Source organism: Alcanivorax sp. HI0083 (genome assembly GCF_001635175.1).
Map to the genome: position 1 here is coordinate 1 of NZ_LWFX01000897.1, position 17,134 is coordinate 17,134.

The 17,134-nt window shown below is 58.3% G+C and carries 17 protein-coding genes; 4 read left to right on the plus strand and 13 right to left on the minus strand.

Annotation, left to right across the window (positions count from 1 at the left end):
* From A3754_RS08750 to A3754_RS08760, 3 genes are all read right to left on the minus strand, one after another.
* Positions 1–629: condensation domain-containing protein (locus tag A3754_RS08750; RefSeq protein ID WP_156496927.1), on the minus strand; the 629-nt coding region annotated here is incomplete at its 3' end.
* A 39-nt stretch (positions 630–668) separates the two neighbouring features.
* Entirely contained in the window at positions 669–872 is a 204-nt protein-coding gene (locus A3754_RS08755; protein WP_063519371.1) for an MbtH family protein, read from the minus strand.
* A gap of 96 nt (positions 873–968) precedes the next feature.
* On the minus strand, positions 969–2,627 hold the full coding sequence (locus A3754_RS08760) for a multidrug ABC transporter permease/ATP-binding protein (protein ID WP_063519357.1): 1,659 nt from the start codon (positions 2,625–2,627) through the stop codon (positions 969–971).
* Positions 2,628–2,831: 204 nt separating this feature from the next.
* Here A3754_RS08760 and A3754_RS08765 point away from each other — a divergent pair, with 204 nt between their 5' ends.
* Both A3754_RS08765 and A3754_RS08770 read left to right on the plus strand, forming a co-directional pair.
* On the plus strand, positions 2,832–3,443 hold the full coding sequence (locus tag A3754_RS08765) for a TetR/AcrR family transcriptional regulator (RefSeq protein WP_063519358.1): 612 nt from the start codon (positions 2,832–2,834) through the stop codon (positions 3,441–3,443).
* 106 nt (positions 3,444–3,549) lie between these two features.
* Positions 3,550–4,185 (plus strand): endonuclease, encoded by a 636-nt coding sequence (locus tag A3754_RS08770; protein WP_063519359.1) that lies wholly within the window; start codon positions 3,550–3,552, stop codon positions 4,183–4,185.
* Between the two features lie 140 nt (positions 4,186–4,325).
* On the opposite strand, the gene A3754_RS08775 is transcribed toward A3754_RS08770, so the two are convergent.
* The 4 genes from A3754_RS08775 to A3754_RS08790 all read right to left on the minus strand — a co-directional run bounded on the left by A3754_RS08775 (position 4,326) and on the right by A3754_RS08790 (position 10,205).
* Entirely contained in the window at positions 4,326–6,101 is a 1,776-nt protein-coding gene (locus tag A3754_RS08775; protein WP_063519360.1) for an acyl-CoA dehydrogenase C-terminal domain-containing protein, read from the minus strand.
* 133 nt (positions 6,102–6,234) lie between these two features.
* Positions 6,235–6,600 (minus strand): YbaN family protein, encoded by a 366-nt coding sequence (locus tag A3754_RS08780; protein WP_063519361.1) that lies wholly within the window; start codon positions 6,598–6,600, stop codon positions 6,235–6,237.
* A 109-nt stretch (positions 6,601–6,709) separates the two neighbouring features.
* The gene (locus tag A3754_RS08785) at positions 6,710–8,227 is read right to left on the minus strand and encodes a DUF945 family protein (protein ID WP_231880559.1); all 1,518 of its coding nucleotides are present in this window, start codon (positions 8,225–8,227) and stop codon (positions 6,710–6,712) included.
* A gap of 181 nt (positions 8,228–8,408) precedes the next feature.
* Positions 8,409–10,205 carry an acyl-CoA dehydrogenase C-terminal domain-containing protein gene (locus tag A3754_RS08790; protein WP_063519363.1) on the minus strand — a complete coding sequence of 599 codons (1,797 nt, stop codon included), beginning with the start codon at positions 10,203–10,205 and terminating at the stop codon, positions 8,409–8,411.
* Between the two features lie 309 nt (positions 10,206–10,514).
* On the opposite strand from A3754_RS08790, the gene A3754_RS08795 reads away from it, so the two are divergent.
* A complete protein-coding gene (locus A3754_RS08795; protein ID WP_197468580.1) occupies positions 10,515–10,703 on the plus strand; it encodes a Trm112 family protein in 189 nt (62 codons plus the stop codon).
* 38 nt (positions 10,704–10,741) lie between these two features.
* Entirely contained in the window at positions 10,742–11,779 is a 1,038-nt protein-coding gene (locus tag A3754_RS08800) for a phospholipase A (protein ID WP_063519364.1), read from the plus strand.
* Between the two features lie 75 nt (positions 11,780–11,854).
* On the opposite strand, the gene A3754_RS08805 is transcribed toward A3754_RS08800, so the two are convergent.
* The 6 genes from A3754_RS08805 to A3754_RS27600 all read right to left on the minus strand — a co-directional run.
* Entirely contained in the window at positions 11,855–12,982 is a 1,128-nt protein-coding gene (locus A3754_RS08805) for a DUF3570 domain-containing protein (protein WP_063519365.1), read from the minus strand.
* The gene (locus A3754_RS08810; RefSeq protein ID WP_063519366.1) at positions 12,973–13,215 is read right to left on the minus strand and encodes a DUF4266 domain-containing protein; all 243 of its coding nucleotides are present in this window, start codon (positions 13,213–13,215) and stop codon (positions 12,973–12,975) included. The genes A3754_RS08805 and A3754_RS08810 overlap by 10 nt, the downstream gene beginning before the upstream one ends.
* Complete coding sequence (locus A3754_RS08815) at positions 13,215–13,706, minus strand: TlpA disulfide reductase family protein (RefSeq protein ID WP_063519367.1); 492 nt, start codon at positions 13,704–13,706, stop codon at positions 13,215–13,217. Before A3754_RS08815 ends, A3754_RS08810 begins: the two co-directional genes overlap by 1 nt.
* Before the next feature lie 83 nt (positions 13,707–13,789).
* Complete coding sequence (locus A3754_RS08820; RefSeq protein WP_063519368.1) at positions 13,790–14,458, minus strand: outer membrane beta-barrel domain-containing protein; 669 nt, start codon at positions 14,456–14,458, stop codon at positions 13,790–13,792.
* Positions 14,428–15,189 (minus strand): outer membrane beta-barrel protein, encoded by a 762-nt coding sequence (locus A3754_RS08825; protein WP_063519369.1) that lies wholly within the window; start codon positions 15,187–15,189, stop codon positions 14,428–14,430. The genes A3754_RS08820 and A3754_RS08825 overlap by 31 nt, the downstream gene beginning before the upstream one ends.
* 47 nt (positions 15,190–15,236) lie before the next feature.
* Positions 15,237–17,134 (minus strand): hypothetical protein (locus A3754_RS27600; protein WP_063519370.1); only part of this gene is annotated, 1,898 nt, incomplete at its 5' end.

Genomic DNA, 17,134 nt, shown 5'->3' on the forward strand with positions numbered 1-17,134 from the left:
GTGTCGATCCAGTGATCCCGCTGCGCCTGTGCATCGTCACCGGAAAGCCATTCAGCTTCCGTTTCGACCAGATCCAGATAGCTATTCTGCAGCGGCGGCAGGTTCGGTGTCAGCCCGTCACGCAAGGCACTATAGGCAAACAGAAACTCCTGCATGAACACGCCCAATGACCAGGCGTCGCCGACAATATGATGCAACGAGATCAGCAGCGCATGCCGTTGCTCGCTCAGCCTGACCAGCCGGTAACGCAACAGCGATTCGGTTTCCAGATCAAACGGTTTCGCGTTGTGCTCGCGCCCCAACCGGTAGGCTTCCGCTTCCGGGTCTGCCTCGTTGCTGACATCCTCGACCTGCAAGGCCCTGTCCACGTGCGGCGTAATCCGTTGCCAACCCTGGCCATCCCGTTCGGCAAATTGCACGCGCACAATATCCTGCCGTGCCACCACGTAATTCATGGTCTGCTCAAGGGCTTCAGGATTCAGCTCACCGTCCAGCCACAGCATGCCACCCAGGTTATAGGCGGTGCTGTGCGGTGAAAGCCGTGTAAATAGCCACAGGCGTTGCTGGGAAGAGGAAAGCGGGGTCCAGCCGGACCCCGTGCGCGCGTTCTCGATGACAGACCCGGTCATGTCAGCTCCTTGCCGTTAATGCAGACGCAAGAGAAAGAATCAGGACGCTTGCGCATCCCGCAGGCGGCGTGGACGCTGGTCTGTCCAGGTCTGATTGATATGCTCAAGGCATTCGCTCTTGTTGCCGGTCACACCGACGGCTTGCCAGCCCGCTGGAACAGGGCGGTAGGTCGGCCAGATGCTGTACTGCTCCTGATCATTGATGACGACAGTGAATTCCGTTTCGGGATTATCAATACTCATGGTTTCCTCGCCGTTGGCAGGATTGAGAGAAAAAATTGAGAGAAAAGCGCGCCAGAGCCCATCGCCCGGGCGCACAAGGCGCGATTAACAGACGCCCTAAACTCCCGCCTCGCGCAATACCTGAACACTCTCTCGAGCGGCCAGATCATCCATTTCTTGCAGCTGGCCACTTTCCATTTTCAACAGGCGATCCGCGCGGTCGAAATAATGATCGTCGTGGGTAATGGCGATGATGGTCTTGCCCGCGGCTTGCAGGCGCGGTAACAGCTCGAGATAAAAGAATTGCCGGAATTGCGGATCCTGGTCTGCCGCCCACTCATCCAGCAACAAGCAGTCCCGGTTTTCCATCACCGCCATCAGCAGGGCCAGACGTTTGCGCTGCCCTTGGGAAAAACGAATATCGCTGAGGCGGCCATCCTGCTGGCGCACCTTGCGTTGCATGCCCAGCGTGGCCAACCAGACATCCACGTCTGCACTCGCCACTTCCGCGCCATCGCCTTTCAGTAATCGGCTGAATAGATGAAAGTCCGTAAACACCGACGAAAAAAGCTGCCGAAATGCCACCCGGTTTGCCTCGGTAACAAGCTCGCCATCCACTCGGAGTTCGCCCTGCTGAGGCCGGTAAAGCCCGGTAAGCAAACGGGCAAAGGTGCTTTTGCCACTGCCATTTCCGCCTTGCACGAAAATCAGCTCGCCACGACGAATGGTGAGATCCAGCGGCCCCACTGAAAAACCCGGCGCACCATCCTGATCCGGATAGTGATAACGCACCCCTTGCAGGCTAAGCGTATTGAAACCGGCCAGCGTGTCGCCGCCCGCTTGCAGGTCCGCCGTGTCGTCGGCAAGCTCAAGACCGGTCAGTTTGCGCAGGGACACCCGGGCAGCCAGCAAGGTGGGCAATGCCGCCACCGCGCCAATCAAAGGCGTGCGCAACAGCAAGATGGTCAGTGCAAAAATGGAAGCGGTATTGGCATCTGCCCAGCCACGCCCGGTGGCCAGATAGAACAGCACCCCGATCAGTGCCAGCACCAGGACGTTGGCCAGGTTGCCGGCCAATCCGTTGCAAATGTCTGCGCGGGTCACATGGTCACGGTAACCGCGGGCATGACCATCAAATTCTTCATCGAAAAAACGCGCTGCACGGGGCCGGTTCAGTGCCAGCTCCTTGCGACCATCAATCATGGATTGATAGTCCTGATAAAGATGGTCATCCCCCTCACGGACCTTGCCAACATGGAAGTTGATACGCCCCACCAGCCAGATCCCCATGACCGCCGTCCCCAGCAGCCAGGCCACCGTGACAGCGAACAACCCCGGCGCCAGCCAGGCCAGCCACCCCAGGGCCGCCACGCTGAGCGCGGCGCCGTAGACCAGCTCCGGCAAATGCACAAAGGCGATTGTCAGGTTACGCAGGTCGGTGCTCAGCGCCGCCAGCAGGTGCGGCCCGCCCACCTTTTCCAGTTGCTCGATGTCCGTGGCCAGCACCCGGCGCACCAGATCCCGGCGCAGGCCGTAGACCATCCGGTGTCCCAGCACATGCAGGGTCATCTGGGCAGCCGTGGCAGTGACCAGCAGCGCCACCAGCAACAAGGCAAACTGCAATAGCACCACCGGCAAGTCCGCACCACCGGCCAGCAACCGCTGACTGATAAACGCCAATACCGCCACACTCAATACCGCGCTCAACACACTGAGCACGGCCACCGCCACGAAGGCTTTCTTTTTACGGGAAAATAACAGGCCCATCAGGGTCATGAGAGATGTCCGCCTCCTTGGACAGGGAAAGCAACAAAAGAGAATCGCAATGATATTGATTCTTATTTATTAATCAACCTTGTTTTCGTGCGGTTAGTCCCGTTTTGGCTACACCCTTACCACTGCCTTGTTTATTGATGCCCACCGTCATTGCCGGAAAGTGTCCTGCTCAATACCATTGAGTGACAGTACAGGACTTTCTTCATGACCCAACAGCTCAGCGAGCGCGGCCAGCGTCGCCGACAGGCACTGCTTGATGCCGCCACCCACACCTTCCTGCAGCATGGCTATGAACGCACCACGCTGGACATGATCATTGCGCAAGCAGGTGGTTCGCGCCGCAGCCTGTATGAGTATTTTGGCGACAAACGCGGCCTGTTCAGCGCGGTCATTGCCCACCATGCCCACAAGATGGTGCACGATATCCGCAGCCTGGAACTGGACGGATTAACGGCCCGGGAAGGCCTGGAACTGCTGGGGCACGCTTTTTTCAACGCGCTGACGGATACCGTCAACCTGGAGTTGTATCGGCTGCTGATAGCGGAAGGGTCGGCCTTTGCCCAACTCGGGCAAACCGTTTACGAAGCCGGGCCACACATGTTGCAAGAGCAGTTGCAGCTTTACCTTCAGTGCCTGCACGACCGCGGACTCCTATCAGGAGCCCAGCCCAGCCCCCACGCCGCCCGGCAGTTTTTCGGGATGATCAAGGCCGACTTCCAGCTCTGCGCCCTGCTGGCGCCCAGCCAGCTTCCCGACGAAACCGCGATCACTGCACATATCCAGAGCTGCGTGACGCTTTTGTTAGACAACCACTAGTCCCACCGTTGGCACCACCTGTCTGCTCGGTATACATTGTAGATATCCGTCACCCTGGCCTTGGGGGCTAAGATGGCAATACTGGAAATGTGACAGGATTCACAATATGCACAAAATTACACTGGCTTTACTGGCAAGTTTTTTGCCGGTTGCGGCCAGCTACGCCGATGGCATGGACGCACTGTTCCTCAAGCAGGTTTACGCCAACGGAGGCAACACCCTTTATTGTCAGGAGCCCTTCAAGTCCGGTGATCGCATTTCGGTAGAGCAGATTTACGATGAACGCCGACTGGCTCAGCATTTTGGTTGTCGCAGCAGTCGCCTTTGCGAAAACAATCCGCAATTTGCAGACATTTATAAAGACCGTCACGCCCTCTTCCCTGTCACCCGCCGCGCCGAACTGGATCGCCGTCGCACCCTGTTTGGCGACCTGCCTGACACTACGGCAAAAGACAGTAACTGCGGTTACAAACAATCTTTCCAGGTATTCGAGCCACCGGTCAGCGCCAAGGGAGACGTAGCCCGGGCCATGCTCTATCTCCACGAACGTTACGAGCTTCCCCTGCTGGGTACCCTGGATATGTACCAACGCTGGAACCAGGAAGACCCGGTCACCGACGAAGAGCGCCGCCGCAATAACGTGATCGAGCAACTGCAAGGCAACCGTAATCCCTTCATTGACGAGCCCGACCGCGCGCAGAGCCTGCAAGGCAGCTCACCGTTAAATATGCAGTTTCCGTAGAAGAGTCGCAGCACGCTTCATGCAGCAGGCAACAACACATCGCCTGATAGGCTGCCGTGATGAACCATAAAAAAACCGCACCCTTGAGGGGTGCGGTTTTTTAATGCGTGCGGCGTGTTGCGTGCCACATGCAGCGGTCTTTAAAACAGATCCGCATCCAGATCCATCATGGTAGCCGCGCCACTGTTCAGCTGGGCCGCCAGGGACTGGGCTTTCGGCAAGACACGCTGGAAGTAGTACTGGCCGGTAATGCGCTTCGCTTTGACGAAGTCATCATCACGACCATCCGTGGCCGCCAGCATCTGGGCCCACAGCCATGCGTAGATCACATAGCCAAAAATATCCAGATACTCCACCGCGCCGGCGCTGATGGCATCCGGGTTGTCACCGGCCTGGGCCAGCAACGTATCGGTGGAGGACTTCAGCAATGCCAAAGCCGCTTGCAGGTCGTCTTTTACTGCAGCCAGCTGCGCGTTGTCGCCATTGGCATCAACCCAGGCCTGAGCATCCGCCAGGAAGGCATCCACGGACTTGCCGCCGTTGCGAGCCACTTTGCGGCCAGCCAGGTCCAGCGCCTGAATGCCGTTAGTGCCTTCGTAGATCTGGGAAATACGGCAATCACGAACGAACTGCTCCATGCCCCACTCACGGATATAACCGTGACCACCGAACACCTGCTGACCGGTGATAGTGGTATCCAGACCACGGTCAGTAAAGAAGGCCTTGGCAATCGGGGTCAACAGCGCCACGCGATCTTCCGCTTTTTTCTTGGCGTCTGCGTCTTCGCTGAACTTGGAGGTATCCAGCTGCATGCCCACGTAGGCGGCCAGGGCGCGGCCCCCTTCGTTGATGGCACGCATGTTCATCAGCATGCGGCGCACATCACCGTGCACGATGATCGGATCCGCCGGCCCGTCAGGGTTCTTCGCGCCGGTGGCGCTGCGGCCCTGCAGACGTTCGCGGGCGTATTCCACCGCGCTCTGGTAGCTGGCTTCACCCAGACCCAGGCCTTGCAGACCGATGGACAGACGCTCGTAGTTCATCATGGTGAACATGCACGCCAGGCCCTGGTTCGGCTCACCGATGATCCAGCCTTTGGCGTCGTCAAAGTTCATCACGCAGGTGGCGGAACCCTTGATGCCCATCTTGTGCTCGATGGAACCGCAGGTCGCACCGTTAGCTTCACCCGGATTGTTATCCGCGTCAGGCAGGAATTTGGGCACCAGGAACAGGGAAATGCCCTTGGAGCCAGCCGGCGCGTCCGGCAGCTTGGCCAGCACCAGGTGGATATGGTTGCCGGTCAGGTCATGCTCGCCGCCGGTGATAAAAATCTTGGTGCCGGTGATGTTGAAGGAGCCATCGTCGTTGGGCACGGCTTTAGTGCGCAGAATGCCCAGATCGGTCCCGGAATGAGGTTCGGTCAGGCACATGGTGCCGCTCCACTCACCACTGTACAGCTTGGGCAGGTACTGCCCCTTCAGCTCTTCAGAGGCATGCGCGTCTACCGCCAGGCAGGCACCGCTGGTCAGCGCCGGGTACAGGGCAAACGAAGAACAAGCGCTGTGCATCATTTCTTCGAACAGTACCGCCAGGGATTTGGGCATGCCCTGGCCACCGAATTCCGGGTTACCGGAAAAAGCGCTCCAGCCATTTTCGGCGAAAGTCTTGAACGCGTCCTTGAAGCCGTCCGGGGTGGTCACTTCCCCGTCGTTCCAGGTACAGCCCTGCTCATCGCTGTTGCGATTCAGCGGAAACAGCAGCCCTTCGGTCATTTTGCCCGCTTCTTCCAGAATGGCATCGGACAAATCCTGAGTCACCTCTGCGGTGGCCGGCATGGAGGCCCAGAGCTGATCCGCTTTGAACACATCGTTGAGAACAAAACGCATGTCCTCGAGGGGGGCTTTATAGGTCGCCATTTGCACATCTCCCGAAAGTTGGCAGGGTGCGAATTTTAGGCAGCCCGGCGGCCGGGTTACAGGCTTATTTGTGACCCGGCGTTCATGGCAGCCGTTTCAGGGTCAAAAACACCGTTTGCGGGCCCGGAAAGGCCTATTGATCAGGCTCGGGGCGACGCCACAGCCACAGCAAGGTACCGCACAGGAACAGTGGCACAGCGATTTTGACGCTGTTGTGGGCGCTGGACAGGCTGATCAATGCCACGCTGACCAGCATCATGATGGTGGCCGCGTATTTCGCCCGACGCGATACCGCCCCGTGTTCACGCCAGTCACGAATGCTCTGCCCGTATCTGGGATGCCCCAGCAGCCAGGCCTCCAGCCGCGGCCAGCCGTGCGTGCCCGCCCAGGCGGCTACCAGCAAAAACGGCACCGTGGGCAGACCGGGAATCACCACACCGACCATGCCCAGGGCCACACACAATACCGCCAGCAATCGCCAGGCAATGATTTTGATCATTGCTCACACTCCTGAATCATTGCTACAGCATGCACCAGCAAGGCCTGCATTGAAAAAGGCGCCAGACGCCAAATGCCTGACGCCTGACGTCAACGAGCGACGACGAAATCTAGTGAGCCTCGGAACCACTGGCTGCGGGCAATTCTCCGTCCTGAGGGACGGTCTGGGCATCCCCGGTAGCGCCAGCCAGTCCACTGGCCGCTTCAAGACGCTGCTTGAGCATCGCAACCGGAATAGTCTCGCCATTGAGCACCACCTCATCGCCACTGGCGTTGAGTGCACTGCTCCAACGATCACCCTGCTGAACCACCAGCCCCTGGGCAGCCAAACCGGGCAGCCGCATGGCTAACGGCGGCGGAATCACGGCGTGATTCATATCCACCTGCACAGAGACATCCAGCATCTGGTTCATTTGCTGCTCGGTGAGACCCTGCAGCTCCTGTAACGGCAAATTACGGCCCTCAAGCCCGAGATAACGGGTACGGGCATCCAGGCTGAGCTGGCGCTCATCCGCATTGTCCACCAGCAATTGCATGGCCAGGCGGCTGTCACCGGGGTGCAGCAACTGTTCCCCGATCACCGTCATCATTTCGTCAATCAGCGTCTTGATTCTGGCAACCGTTTCCTGCGGATCCGCTGGCTCACTGTTGGCCATGGCTCCCAGCAGCATGTTGGTTTGCAGCTGGTCCAGTTCGTTGTTGAGGGCGTTGACCTTGATTAACGCTTGCTTGTCCAGGCCGGCGTAATCCATGCCCAGGTAAGCACTATCCATCGGCAAGGGCACCATGACACCGATAATGTTATCCACCCACAAGCCACTTTTACCGGCCAGCGTGTCACCGTCATCCTGGCTGCTGCCCTGCAGGGTAAAATCGAACCCCAGCAGCGGCAGGTCATTCTGCGCATATACCAGCCCCTTGCCGTGCAGGTTCATGTCGGTCAGCGGCAGAGCGTCGCCTAGCATATCCACCACATCCACCGAGCCGGTCAGCGATTCAATCGCCATTTGCCCCTGTGGTGCATTGATATTCAGCCCCTTGAGCGTCACAAAACTGTTCACCGGGTAGCCCTCAATATTCGGGCGATGCACATCCACCTGCAGCTGCTCCAGCACGACCTTGCCCATGGGCGAATCCAGATCGACCGGGGCAAGCGCGACCCGAATACGGACGCTGCCATCAAAGCCAAAGAAACTGTTTCCGACGAGAGGCTCCTGGCCCTGAAACAGTTGCTCGACCAGCGCCATGCCCTCCGGCGGCAAGGCCGACAGGTCCAGTACTTCCCGGGTGCTGGCCAGGCCCAGCTTTAACCCTTCATCGGTGAAAGCCAGCGGGCCATGATGGATGGTGCTTAACGAACAAACCTGACCGGACAGCGCCGCCGCTTGCGGCATGGCCGCCAGCTCTCCCTGAATGATCAGGCAGGTATGCGCGCTGGAGGAGAACAGACCCCGCTCGTAACGCACCACATCCAGCAAGATATCCTTCTGCCCCGGCAGTATTTCCATCTTCGCGACTTCATCGCGGACCACCTGCTCAACCCGCAGGCCCACATAAAAGGTAGCCGCCAGCCATGCCACTACCGGCAGTACAACCAGCACCACAACCAGTGCGAGTCCTTTTTTCATGGGTATTCCCCCTTCGTCCTTGTTACCCCGTTTTTTGAAGTGCATCACTATAGCGGAAAAACACCGGGAGTAACGATCAGCCCGCCAACCACCTCAGGCGCGTTCCGCGTTGCCCTGAACCCAAAAAAGAAACAAAAAAAAGCCCGCCATGAGAGGCGGGCTTTTTTCTCTACAGGAAAGATCAGAATGCAAAGTGATCAGCATCCAGATCCATCATGCAGTCCAGACCACCTTCGATGGCGCCTTTATGGCCAGCCACGCGCGGCAGGATACGCTTGAAGTAGAAGCGTGCAGTGCTGATCTTGGCCTTGTAGAAGTCCTCGTCACCGGCACCGGATTCCAGTGCGGCGTGGGCCACAGAAGCCATACGGGCCCACAGGTAAGCCAGGGTCACGTAGCCGGAGTACATCAGGTAATCCACAGAGGCGGCACCCACGTATTCCGGGTTCTGCATGGCCTGCATGCCGATGGCCTGAGTCAGCTCGCCCCATTCCTTGTTGTAGCCGGCCAGCGGCTCCAGGAATTCTTTCAGGTCCGCATTGTCGCCATTGGCTTCACAGAACTGGTGCACGATCTTGGTGAAGTTACGCAGGGCCTGACCCTGAGTCATCATCACCTTGCGGCCCAGCAGATCCAGTGCCTGGATGCCGGTGGTGCCTTCGTACAGGGTGGAGATACGGGCATCACGTACGTTCTGCTCCATGCCCCACTCACGGATAAAGCCGTGGCCACCGTAGATCTGTACACCGTGGTTAGCAGCTTCCAGGCCCGCTTCGGTCACGAACGCCTTGGCGATCGGAGTCAGCAGAGCCATCAGGTCATCGGCTTCTTTACGGGCGGCTTCGTCTTTCTCCAGCTTCACCTTGTCACCCAGCTGGGCACACAGGTAAACCAGTGCACGACCACCTTCCGCGAAGGACTTGGAGGTCAGCAGCATGCGACGTACGTCCGGGTGAACGATGATCGGATCCGCCGGGCCTTCCGGGTTTTTCGGGCCGGACAGGCTACGCATGGCCAGACGGTCCTTGGCGTAGGTCAGACCACCCTGGAAACCGATTTCAGCGTGGGCAACACCCTGAATGGCCGTGCCCAGACGGGCAAAGTTCATGAAGGTGAACATGCAGTTCAGGCCCTTGTTCTCCGGCCCGATCAGGTAGCCCTTGGCACCGTCGAAGTTCATTACGCAGGTAGCGGACGCCTTGATGCCCATCTTGTGTTCGATGGAACCACAGGTCACCGCATTGCGCTCGCCCACACTGCCGTTACCATCGGTGAGGAACTTGGGCACGATGAACAGGGAAATGCCCTTGGTGCCTTTGGGAGCACCTGGCAGACGAGCAAGAACGATGTGGACGATATTCTCTGCCATATCGTGCTCACCGGCAGAGATGAAGATCTTGGTGCCAGTGATGCTGAAGGAGCCGTCGTCGTTGGGCTCAGCCTTGGACTTGAGGATACCCAAGTCGGAACCACAGCTTGGCTCGGTCAGGCACATGGTGCCCGTCCATTCACCGCTGGTCAGCTTGGGCAGGTAAGCCTGCTTCTGCTCATCGGTGCCATGCTCTTCGATGGTCGCTACCGCACCGTGGGACAAGCCCGGGTACATGCTCCAGGACCAGTTGGCAGAACCGGTCATTTCAGAAATCGCGATACCCGCAGAGCCGGGCAGGCCCTGGCCACCGAATTCCGGGTCGCCGCCCATGGCCGGCCAGCCGCCTTCCACGTATTTGCTATAGGCTTCTTTAAAGCCTTTCGGCGTGGTTACCACACCATTATCGAAACCACAGCCTTCCTCATCACCGGAACGGTTCAGGGGAGCCAGCTCGTTTTCGGAGAACTTGGCGCCTTCTTCCAGGAAAGCATTCAGCAGTTCGCTGTTGATCTCTTCCAGACCCAGGCTGGCGTAGTGGCCATCCAGGTCCAGCACTTCATTCAGTACAAAGCGCATATCGCGCAGGGGAGCCTTGTAATCCGGCATCTCAAATCTCCCTTAAATTACCGGTGACAATGAGGCGGGCCGCGGCTCGCCAGTGTTGGGGGAGTCTCTGTAGTACTCCTTGGGACGCTAATCTTAGGTCAGGGCTCCAGCACGTCTCCAGCCCTATTTGTGACCCGCAAGTCAAACAAGCGTTTGAAACTACCGTTTGCCCGCTAACTGCTTTTTTTTAAAGGTCTTTTCCCGGCAACCGTAAAAGAGTACCGATATGCCTATGATGCCCTCTCAACCCCCTCGGGTTTCGGTATACTCGCGGAATTACGGTTTAACGGCCTGTTAAGGAAGAGTGAAATGATCGATCCGAATTTGCTGGATATTCTGGTTTGCCCGGTGAGCAAAGCGCCGCTGATCTACGATGAGACGTCGGCTGAACTGAAGTGCAAGGCCAGTGGCCTGGCCTACCCGGTACGCGATGGCATTCCTGTCATGCTGGAAGAGCAAGCTCGCACCATGGGTGATGAGGAAGCTCAATCACTGTAGCGTCCCACTCATAACTCTTCGCCACAGGAAGGCCTTTTATGCATAAGCGGCTTTGTTTCGCCCTGGCGCTGGCCAGCTCCCCGCTGTTCGCACAGGAGTCCGTCGATAGCGACACGCCGGTCCCCGATACCGCCCCCACCAGCATGACCGAAGAGCAAAAGCTCAACGACTGTCTGTTGCGCAGCGCCCAAACCGCCAACGGCAAGGTGACACTGCAGGAAATGCGCGGCTGGTGTACCAATGGCGAAGAGCAGGACAAGATCAGCGCCCACGAAGATGCGCTGCGAGCCAGGCTGGCACTGGAAAATACCACCCAGGGCAATCCTTTCGTCATTACTCCCCATCGCCGTAATTACCTGTTGCCCTACAGCTACTGGTCCAACCGGCAGTGGAACGACCCCACCAAGAACGACAGCGATCTACAGCCCACCGAGGTAAAATTCCAGCTATCGCTGAAAGCCCCGATCAAGGAAAAGATCGTGGATGACATTACCCTGTGGATGGCATTCACCGGCACTTTCTACTGGCAGGCCNACAACAGCGAGCTCTCTGCCCCGTTCCGCGAAGCCAATTACGAACCCGAGCTGTTCATTACCAAGCCCATCGACTGGCAGATCGGCCCGCTGGATTCCGAGTTGCTGGCGATAGGGTTCAACCACGAATCCAACGGACAGGACGTGCCTGTTTCACGCAGCTGGAACCGCGTCTTCATGAACTATGTGTTCAAGACAGGAGATTATTACTGGTCTTTCAAGCCCTGGTATCGCATACCCGAAGATAAAAAAGATGATCCCACGGATACTCGCGGCGACGATAACCCGGATATCGAGAAATACATGGGGAATTTCGAGCTGGAAGTGGCACACCCGTTTGGCAATCACGTCATCGAGCTGATGCTGCGCAATAACCTGCGTTCAGATAACAAAGGGGCGGGGCGTATCAATTACTCATTCCCCCTGAGCAAACGTTTCAAGGGGCTTGTACAGGTTTTCTCTGGCTACGGGGATTCGCTGATCAATTACGACGATTACGAAAACCGTTACAGCTTCGGGATCCTGTTGACGGATTCACTGTAAGAGACGCTGCGCGCTGCACGCATCATGCAACACGGCCAACCCGCATGGTGCGGAGTGCGTGTTGCATGACAGCACCTAATACCAGAGCGTAAACAGCAGCCGGGTTACGGTGGCATCAAAGCTGTATAAAGGCTCAGTACCGGGGGTGGTCTGTACCCGGATATCGCGGAAGTTATCGTAATCGAAGCTGAAGCGGTCCACCCATAGATGCAGGCCGGCTTTATCGATGGTGCCCCAGTTCGGTTTGCTGAACTGAAAACCCACCCCCATTCCGATCACCGTGGACGAAAACTCACTCAGCTCCTTGTCACGGGCCAAAAAGTTCTGGGCATTCTGAAACGGGAACAAATCCGCATAGAAATCCGCGTCACCCTGCTGATAGCTTCGGTAGCGGGTTTCCACGGTCCAGCGCTGGCCGATGGGTTGAATGAGCTGAAGCTGCCAGCTATTGGCATCCACGCCCCAGGAATCGCTATAAAGTCGATATTCCCCGTGCAACCCAGCACGCCATGGCAGGTAATACGACAACCGGATCGCCGTGGCTTCACTGGTACGGGTATTGGGGTAGCGCTCCGGTTCAAAGCTGTAGCTGTTGGGGGAAGTCAGGTAACGCACAGAGCGGTAAGGGTTATTCAGGTAGCCTTCATCGGTAATCAACTCATGGCCGATGCTACCGATCAGGTTTTTCGTCAGCACCTGACTCAAGCCGATCCGAAAGTGTTGCCGGTCCGCCTCCTCGGCAAAGCTGTTGTCACCGGTACGGAAGACTTCATCCCACCCTTTTGAGTAACCCAGGCTCAACGTGGTCAGGTCACCAAAAAAATCCTGACTCATATCGAAATGCACCGAGTTGGCCTCAAAATCATTTTCTTCACTGTTGCCGTAGCTCAGTGAATAAATGGCTTTGCCCGCCAGGTAATCAATGCCGACACTTTTTTCGGTGCGTTCTTCTGAATAAGGGCTGGCGCTGGTCACCACATCAATGGAAGCCGCCGACACCTTGTCCACATAGTAATTGGCACGCACCGACACTTTATCCGCAAAGGACTTGCGCACCAGCACTGACGGCCCCTTGATCTCCATGCCGCCGCCATCGTATTGATGATGCAATATGTCCAGTCGATCCTCCGGCAATACCGCTGCCAGCGCACTGGCCGTCAGCAGCCAAAGCCCCCCGACTCGCAGCCCCCACATCAGTTGCATCCACAGCCTCCACCGGCACTGCCTTCTGCACCGCGCATGGCTTCACGGGCCTGATGCACATGGTGCATGTAGTTATCTGCCGCCGGGTTGGCCGCCGGGTTCATCACCGGATCGGCCAACCGGGCACGCTCGTAAGGCTTGAGCCAGGGCTGCACGGATGAACAGCCGCTGCTCAGGGCGGCTGCAATCAACAGGGAAATCAGCGCTGTCTGTGGCAGGATTCGCTGTCGCATTATTCGAGCACCAGTTCCTTCACCTCGGTCCGGTAGTGATCCATATAGCCGTCCTTGTAGCCACGGTGGTGATAGCGCACCTTGCCATTGCGATCGATCAGCACCGTGGTCGGCATGGCATCCACCTGGTAGGTCTCACTGGTATCGTTGGCCGGGTCGAACAGCACCGGGAAGCTCACGGGAATTTTATCCAGCAGCAGGTTGGCCTGATCCCGGTTTTCATCCAGGTTCACACCAAGAATGGTAAAGCCATAGTCCCGGTATTCCTGATAGAGCTCATCCAGCAAGGGCATTTCCGTACGGCACGGGCCGCACCAGGACGCCCAGAAGTTCAGCAGCACCACCGTGCCGCGCAGCTCACTGAGCTTGATGTTCTCGCCGCTGCTGGATTTCAGGGTAAAGTCCGGCGCCTGGCCGGTTACATCCGCGCTCGCCCCCAGGCTCCACACGCACAGCGCGCCACACAGCACCCCCGACAGCCATTTTTTCATTGTGCTTCCCCTCACTGTATTTACCTGCTTTTGTTATTCCGCTTCCGCTTTCTCTGGCGGCACCGTAGAGCGATCAACGATGATCAGAAAAACACACCAATACCTGCCGTTAATTCCAGGTTATGAGTGGTTTTGTCTTCACCCAGCACGTCCAGATTGAAGATGTGATCTTTCATGTCCACCCGCAACGCCATCCAGTCATTAATCAGCAAACGGTAGCCCACACCCAGACTCAGCGTGAACTGGTCATCGCCGGCGAAGTCCGTCATGCCGGCTCCGCCCATTAAATACAATGCATTGTTGTAGGCACGGTTTTCCGACAGGAACGCCTCGCCCGGCAGCAGGTTGTAGCCCACGCCCACTTGGTAGTAGGTATATTCACGCTCATCATCAGTGAGCAGCTGAACCCCCGCATTCAGGGTTTCAAAACTGGTTTCCCCGGCCTTGGAGCGGCCCAGGCTGCCTTCCAGAAATACATCCTCAGAGAGGTGGTAATCCAGCCGCACGCCCAGCACCGGGTCACTGCCGAAATCCTCAATGGAGAGGATGCCGGTATAGAGGCCAATCTCGAAATTTTCCGCATCGATATCCGCCTCTTTGATATGGCGGCGCTCGATACGCGGATCGAGCACGGATTCCGCATCCGCATCCCGAACGGTGGCCTTGTTGTCACCCTCTTGTTCCGCCGCCAAGCTTTGCAGTGGCAGCAGCAGGGATGCCGTTAAAACAATACTGAGAAACCGAGTTTCCATTCTTCCAAATTCCGGTTGTCGTCTTCCTGGGTAAACAGCACATAGCTACGGTATTCGCCGCGCAGAACAAAGCCCCGCGACAGATAGGCTTTCAGGCCAGCACCGGCGAAGGCAAAGTTTTCGTCACGGTTTTCCGGCGTTACCACCGTGGCCCGGGGCTCGATTTTGGCGCGCCCGGTACCCAGCATGACATAGGGAGAGACCCGCCAGCGCGGGAACATCTCGTGCTGCAAGTTAATGTCGATCAATTTGTTGTTGGCAAAGGGGCCGCTCGCCTGGGTAAACATGGCTTCCGCAGACAGGTTTTCCGTCATCCGGTAGCCCAGTGCAAACGCCAGTGAGGTAACTTCATCCAGCTCGCCCATCAGCACCGACGCCTGCCAGTGCCCGCCCTGGAATGCTTCCTGCCCCAGGTTTTTCATCTCCGGGGTTTGCTCGCTGCCATCCAGGGTGGCCAGCAACGCGTCGCGGGGCACCCAGCCCACCCGACCACGCACGGTGCTGACCTTGATCCAGCCGGCGCGGCGATATTCCAGGGTCAGCGGCGCATCACGCTCCACCACATGAAACACGGGATAACCGCGACCCGGGCCGCTGTGGATTTCCACAAAAGGCTCCGCCACCTTGACGCGCAGCGGAGCGATATCCGATTTGGCATCAGGCTCAGCTTCGGGCTCAGCCCAGGCCGGCAGCACCGCCATCAGTGATAACAGAATTACAACAAGGCGCACCGGGTGCGTCTCCTTTCCAATACATGTCAGGGCGCGGGAAAGCCCGCTCAGTTTTCCGGCACCCGGAAGGGGTCGTTATACAGCTGCGCCCCCAGATCGATCCATTCGGCAAGCAGACGTTGCTCCGCCGCACTCAGCCAGCCTTCGTGCACACCGCCGGCAGCGAAGCGATCAAAGAAACCGCCGGAGTTACGTGCCTGCCCGACCCGCAGGGTGGCGGACACGTTCACGGTCTGCGTGACGGGAATCGGGTTGTCATTGTTATCCAGAATCAACTCGCCGTCTTCATCGGTTTGGTAAACCACACTGCCTTCACCATCGGTGACGATGACCAGGTTATCCACCAGCGCGCCGTCTTCCAGCACCAGCTCGTTATCATTGAACAACAATTCCCGGTAGCTGGTGGGCTGTTCCTGCTGATCCGGTGACGCCTCACCGGTGAGTTCCAGCTGGGCAGGCGGCACTTGCAGGGCATTCATGTCATCGCGACGGTTGTGGCACGACGAACAGGTGCCATCTTCCATACTGCCCCCCACATCAACCATCCGGGGCAGATCCCAGATCGGCTGAATATGGTCTTCATAGTGAATCACCGTCCGGCACTCCGGTTGCCACTGAATCTGGCAGGCCGCTGTGGCGGGTGCCGGGGTCTCCAGATCATCATAGCTGAGTAATAACTCATCGGCCGGATCCGGGGCCGGATCGCTCCAGGCGTCAAAGGCCTGCATGTTGATGGCCGGCCATTCACTGTCCGGCAGGAAACGGGCCAGGGCCTGGGCCATGGTTTCCCCGGCATCGGCAAACGGCACCACATCGGCACGGCTGTTGGGGAACGGTTGGCCAGTGACCGGGGCGCCGTCATTGATCGATGGCGCCATGCCATCGGTGCGCCCATGGGGCTGTGGATTGTTGGTTCGGTGGCAACCCTGACATTGCAGTGTTTCCCCGGGGCGCAGGTTCAACCAGGCGCCATGGCGGCTGAACACGGCCTTGCCGTCGGCATCTACCAGCTGCAGGCCCAGCGGCGCATCTGCCGGCACCCGGGCTCGCACGGAACCATCCGGCTCCACCGGCACATAACCGACGATTTCACGCATGCCGAAGTTGGCTGACCGACCAAACTGGGCGCCGCTGATATCGCGTACGTCTTCGTTGGGGATCAGCACGCCTTTGGTGATGCGCAGGAAGCGCACCCGTCGCTGGTCCGGCGTGACCTGGGCCGGATCACTGAAATCGGCAATCGAGTTGATGCCCGGCAGCCCCGGGTTCATGAAATCGGAAAAACCGCCGTCCAGGTCGTACACGCTGCGGATATCGATACGTGCCATATTGGCATCGGCCAACGCATCGTCCCGATCCGACTCCGGCACCACAGTGGCCATGCGACTGGCCGTGGCCACAGCAAGCTCAGTCACCCATAGCCCCTGCTGAGGCTGCACCACCGGCAACTGCGTTCCTTCTGATGGATTCAGAATCCACAGCCCGAAAGCCGGCTCGGCTTCCGGCAATCCCTGCTGCAAGTATTCGTCGGTGCAGGGGCGCAATACCGCCCCGTCCTGCAGCCGACACGGCGACCAGGCCATCAGGTAACGCCCGCTGCCATCATTCAGGCTGACCAGGTCCGCCATGCGTCCGGTCACAGAAATGGCGCCGGTGAGAGTGCTCGCCGGGCCGGGCAGCGACTGTTCCGCCTGCCCCGCCACCCTGCCAAACAAGGGGCCTTCTCGGTTAACGAAGTTGTCGATATCGATAGCCACCGGCTCCATTTGCCCGGCGGCGGTTTCACGTAAGCGGATGGCCGTCAGCAAACGGCCATCGCCCATAAACGAGAGCGGCATAAACTCGCNACGGGTATCGTCCGTAAGCGCATGGCTCTCGGCGCCGTAGAGGGGAGTCAACGCTGTCCCGTCCGGGTTCACCCGATACAGATCAAAACGGTTTTCAT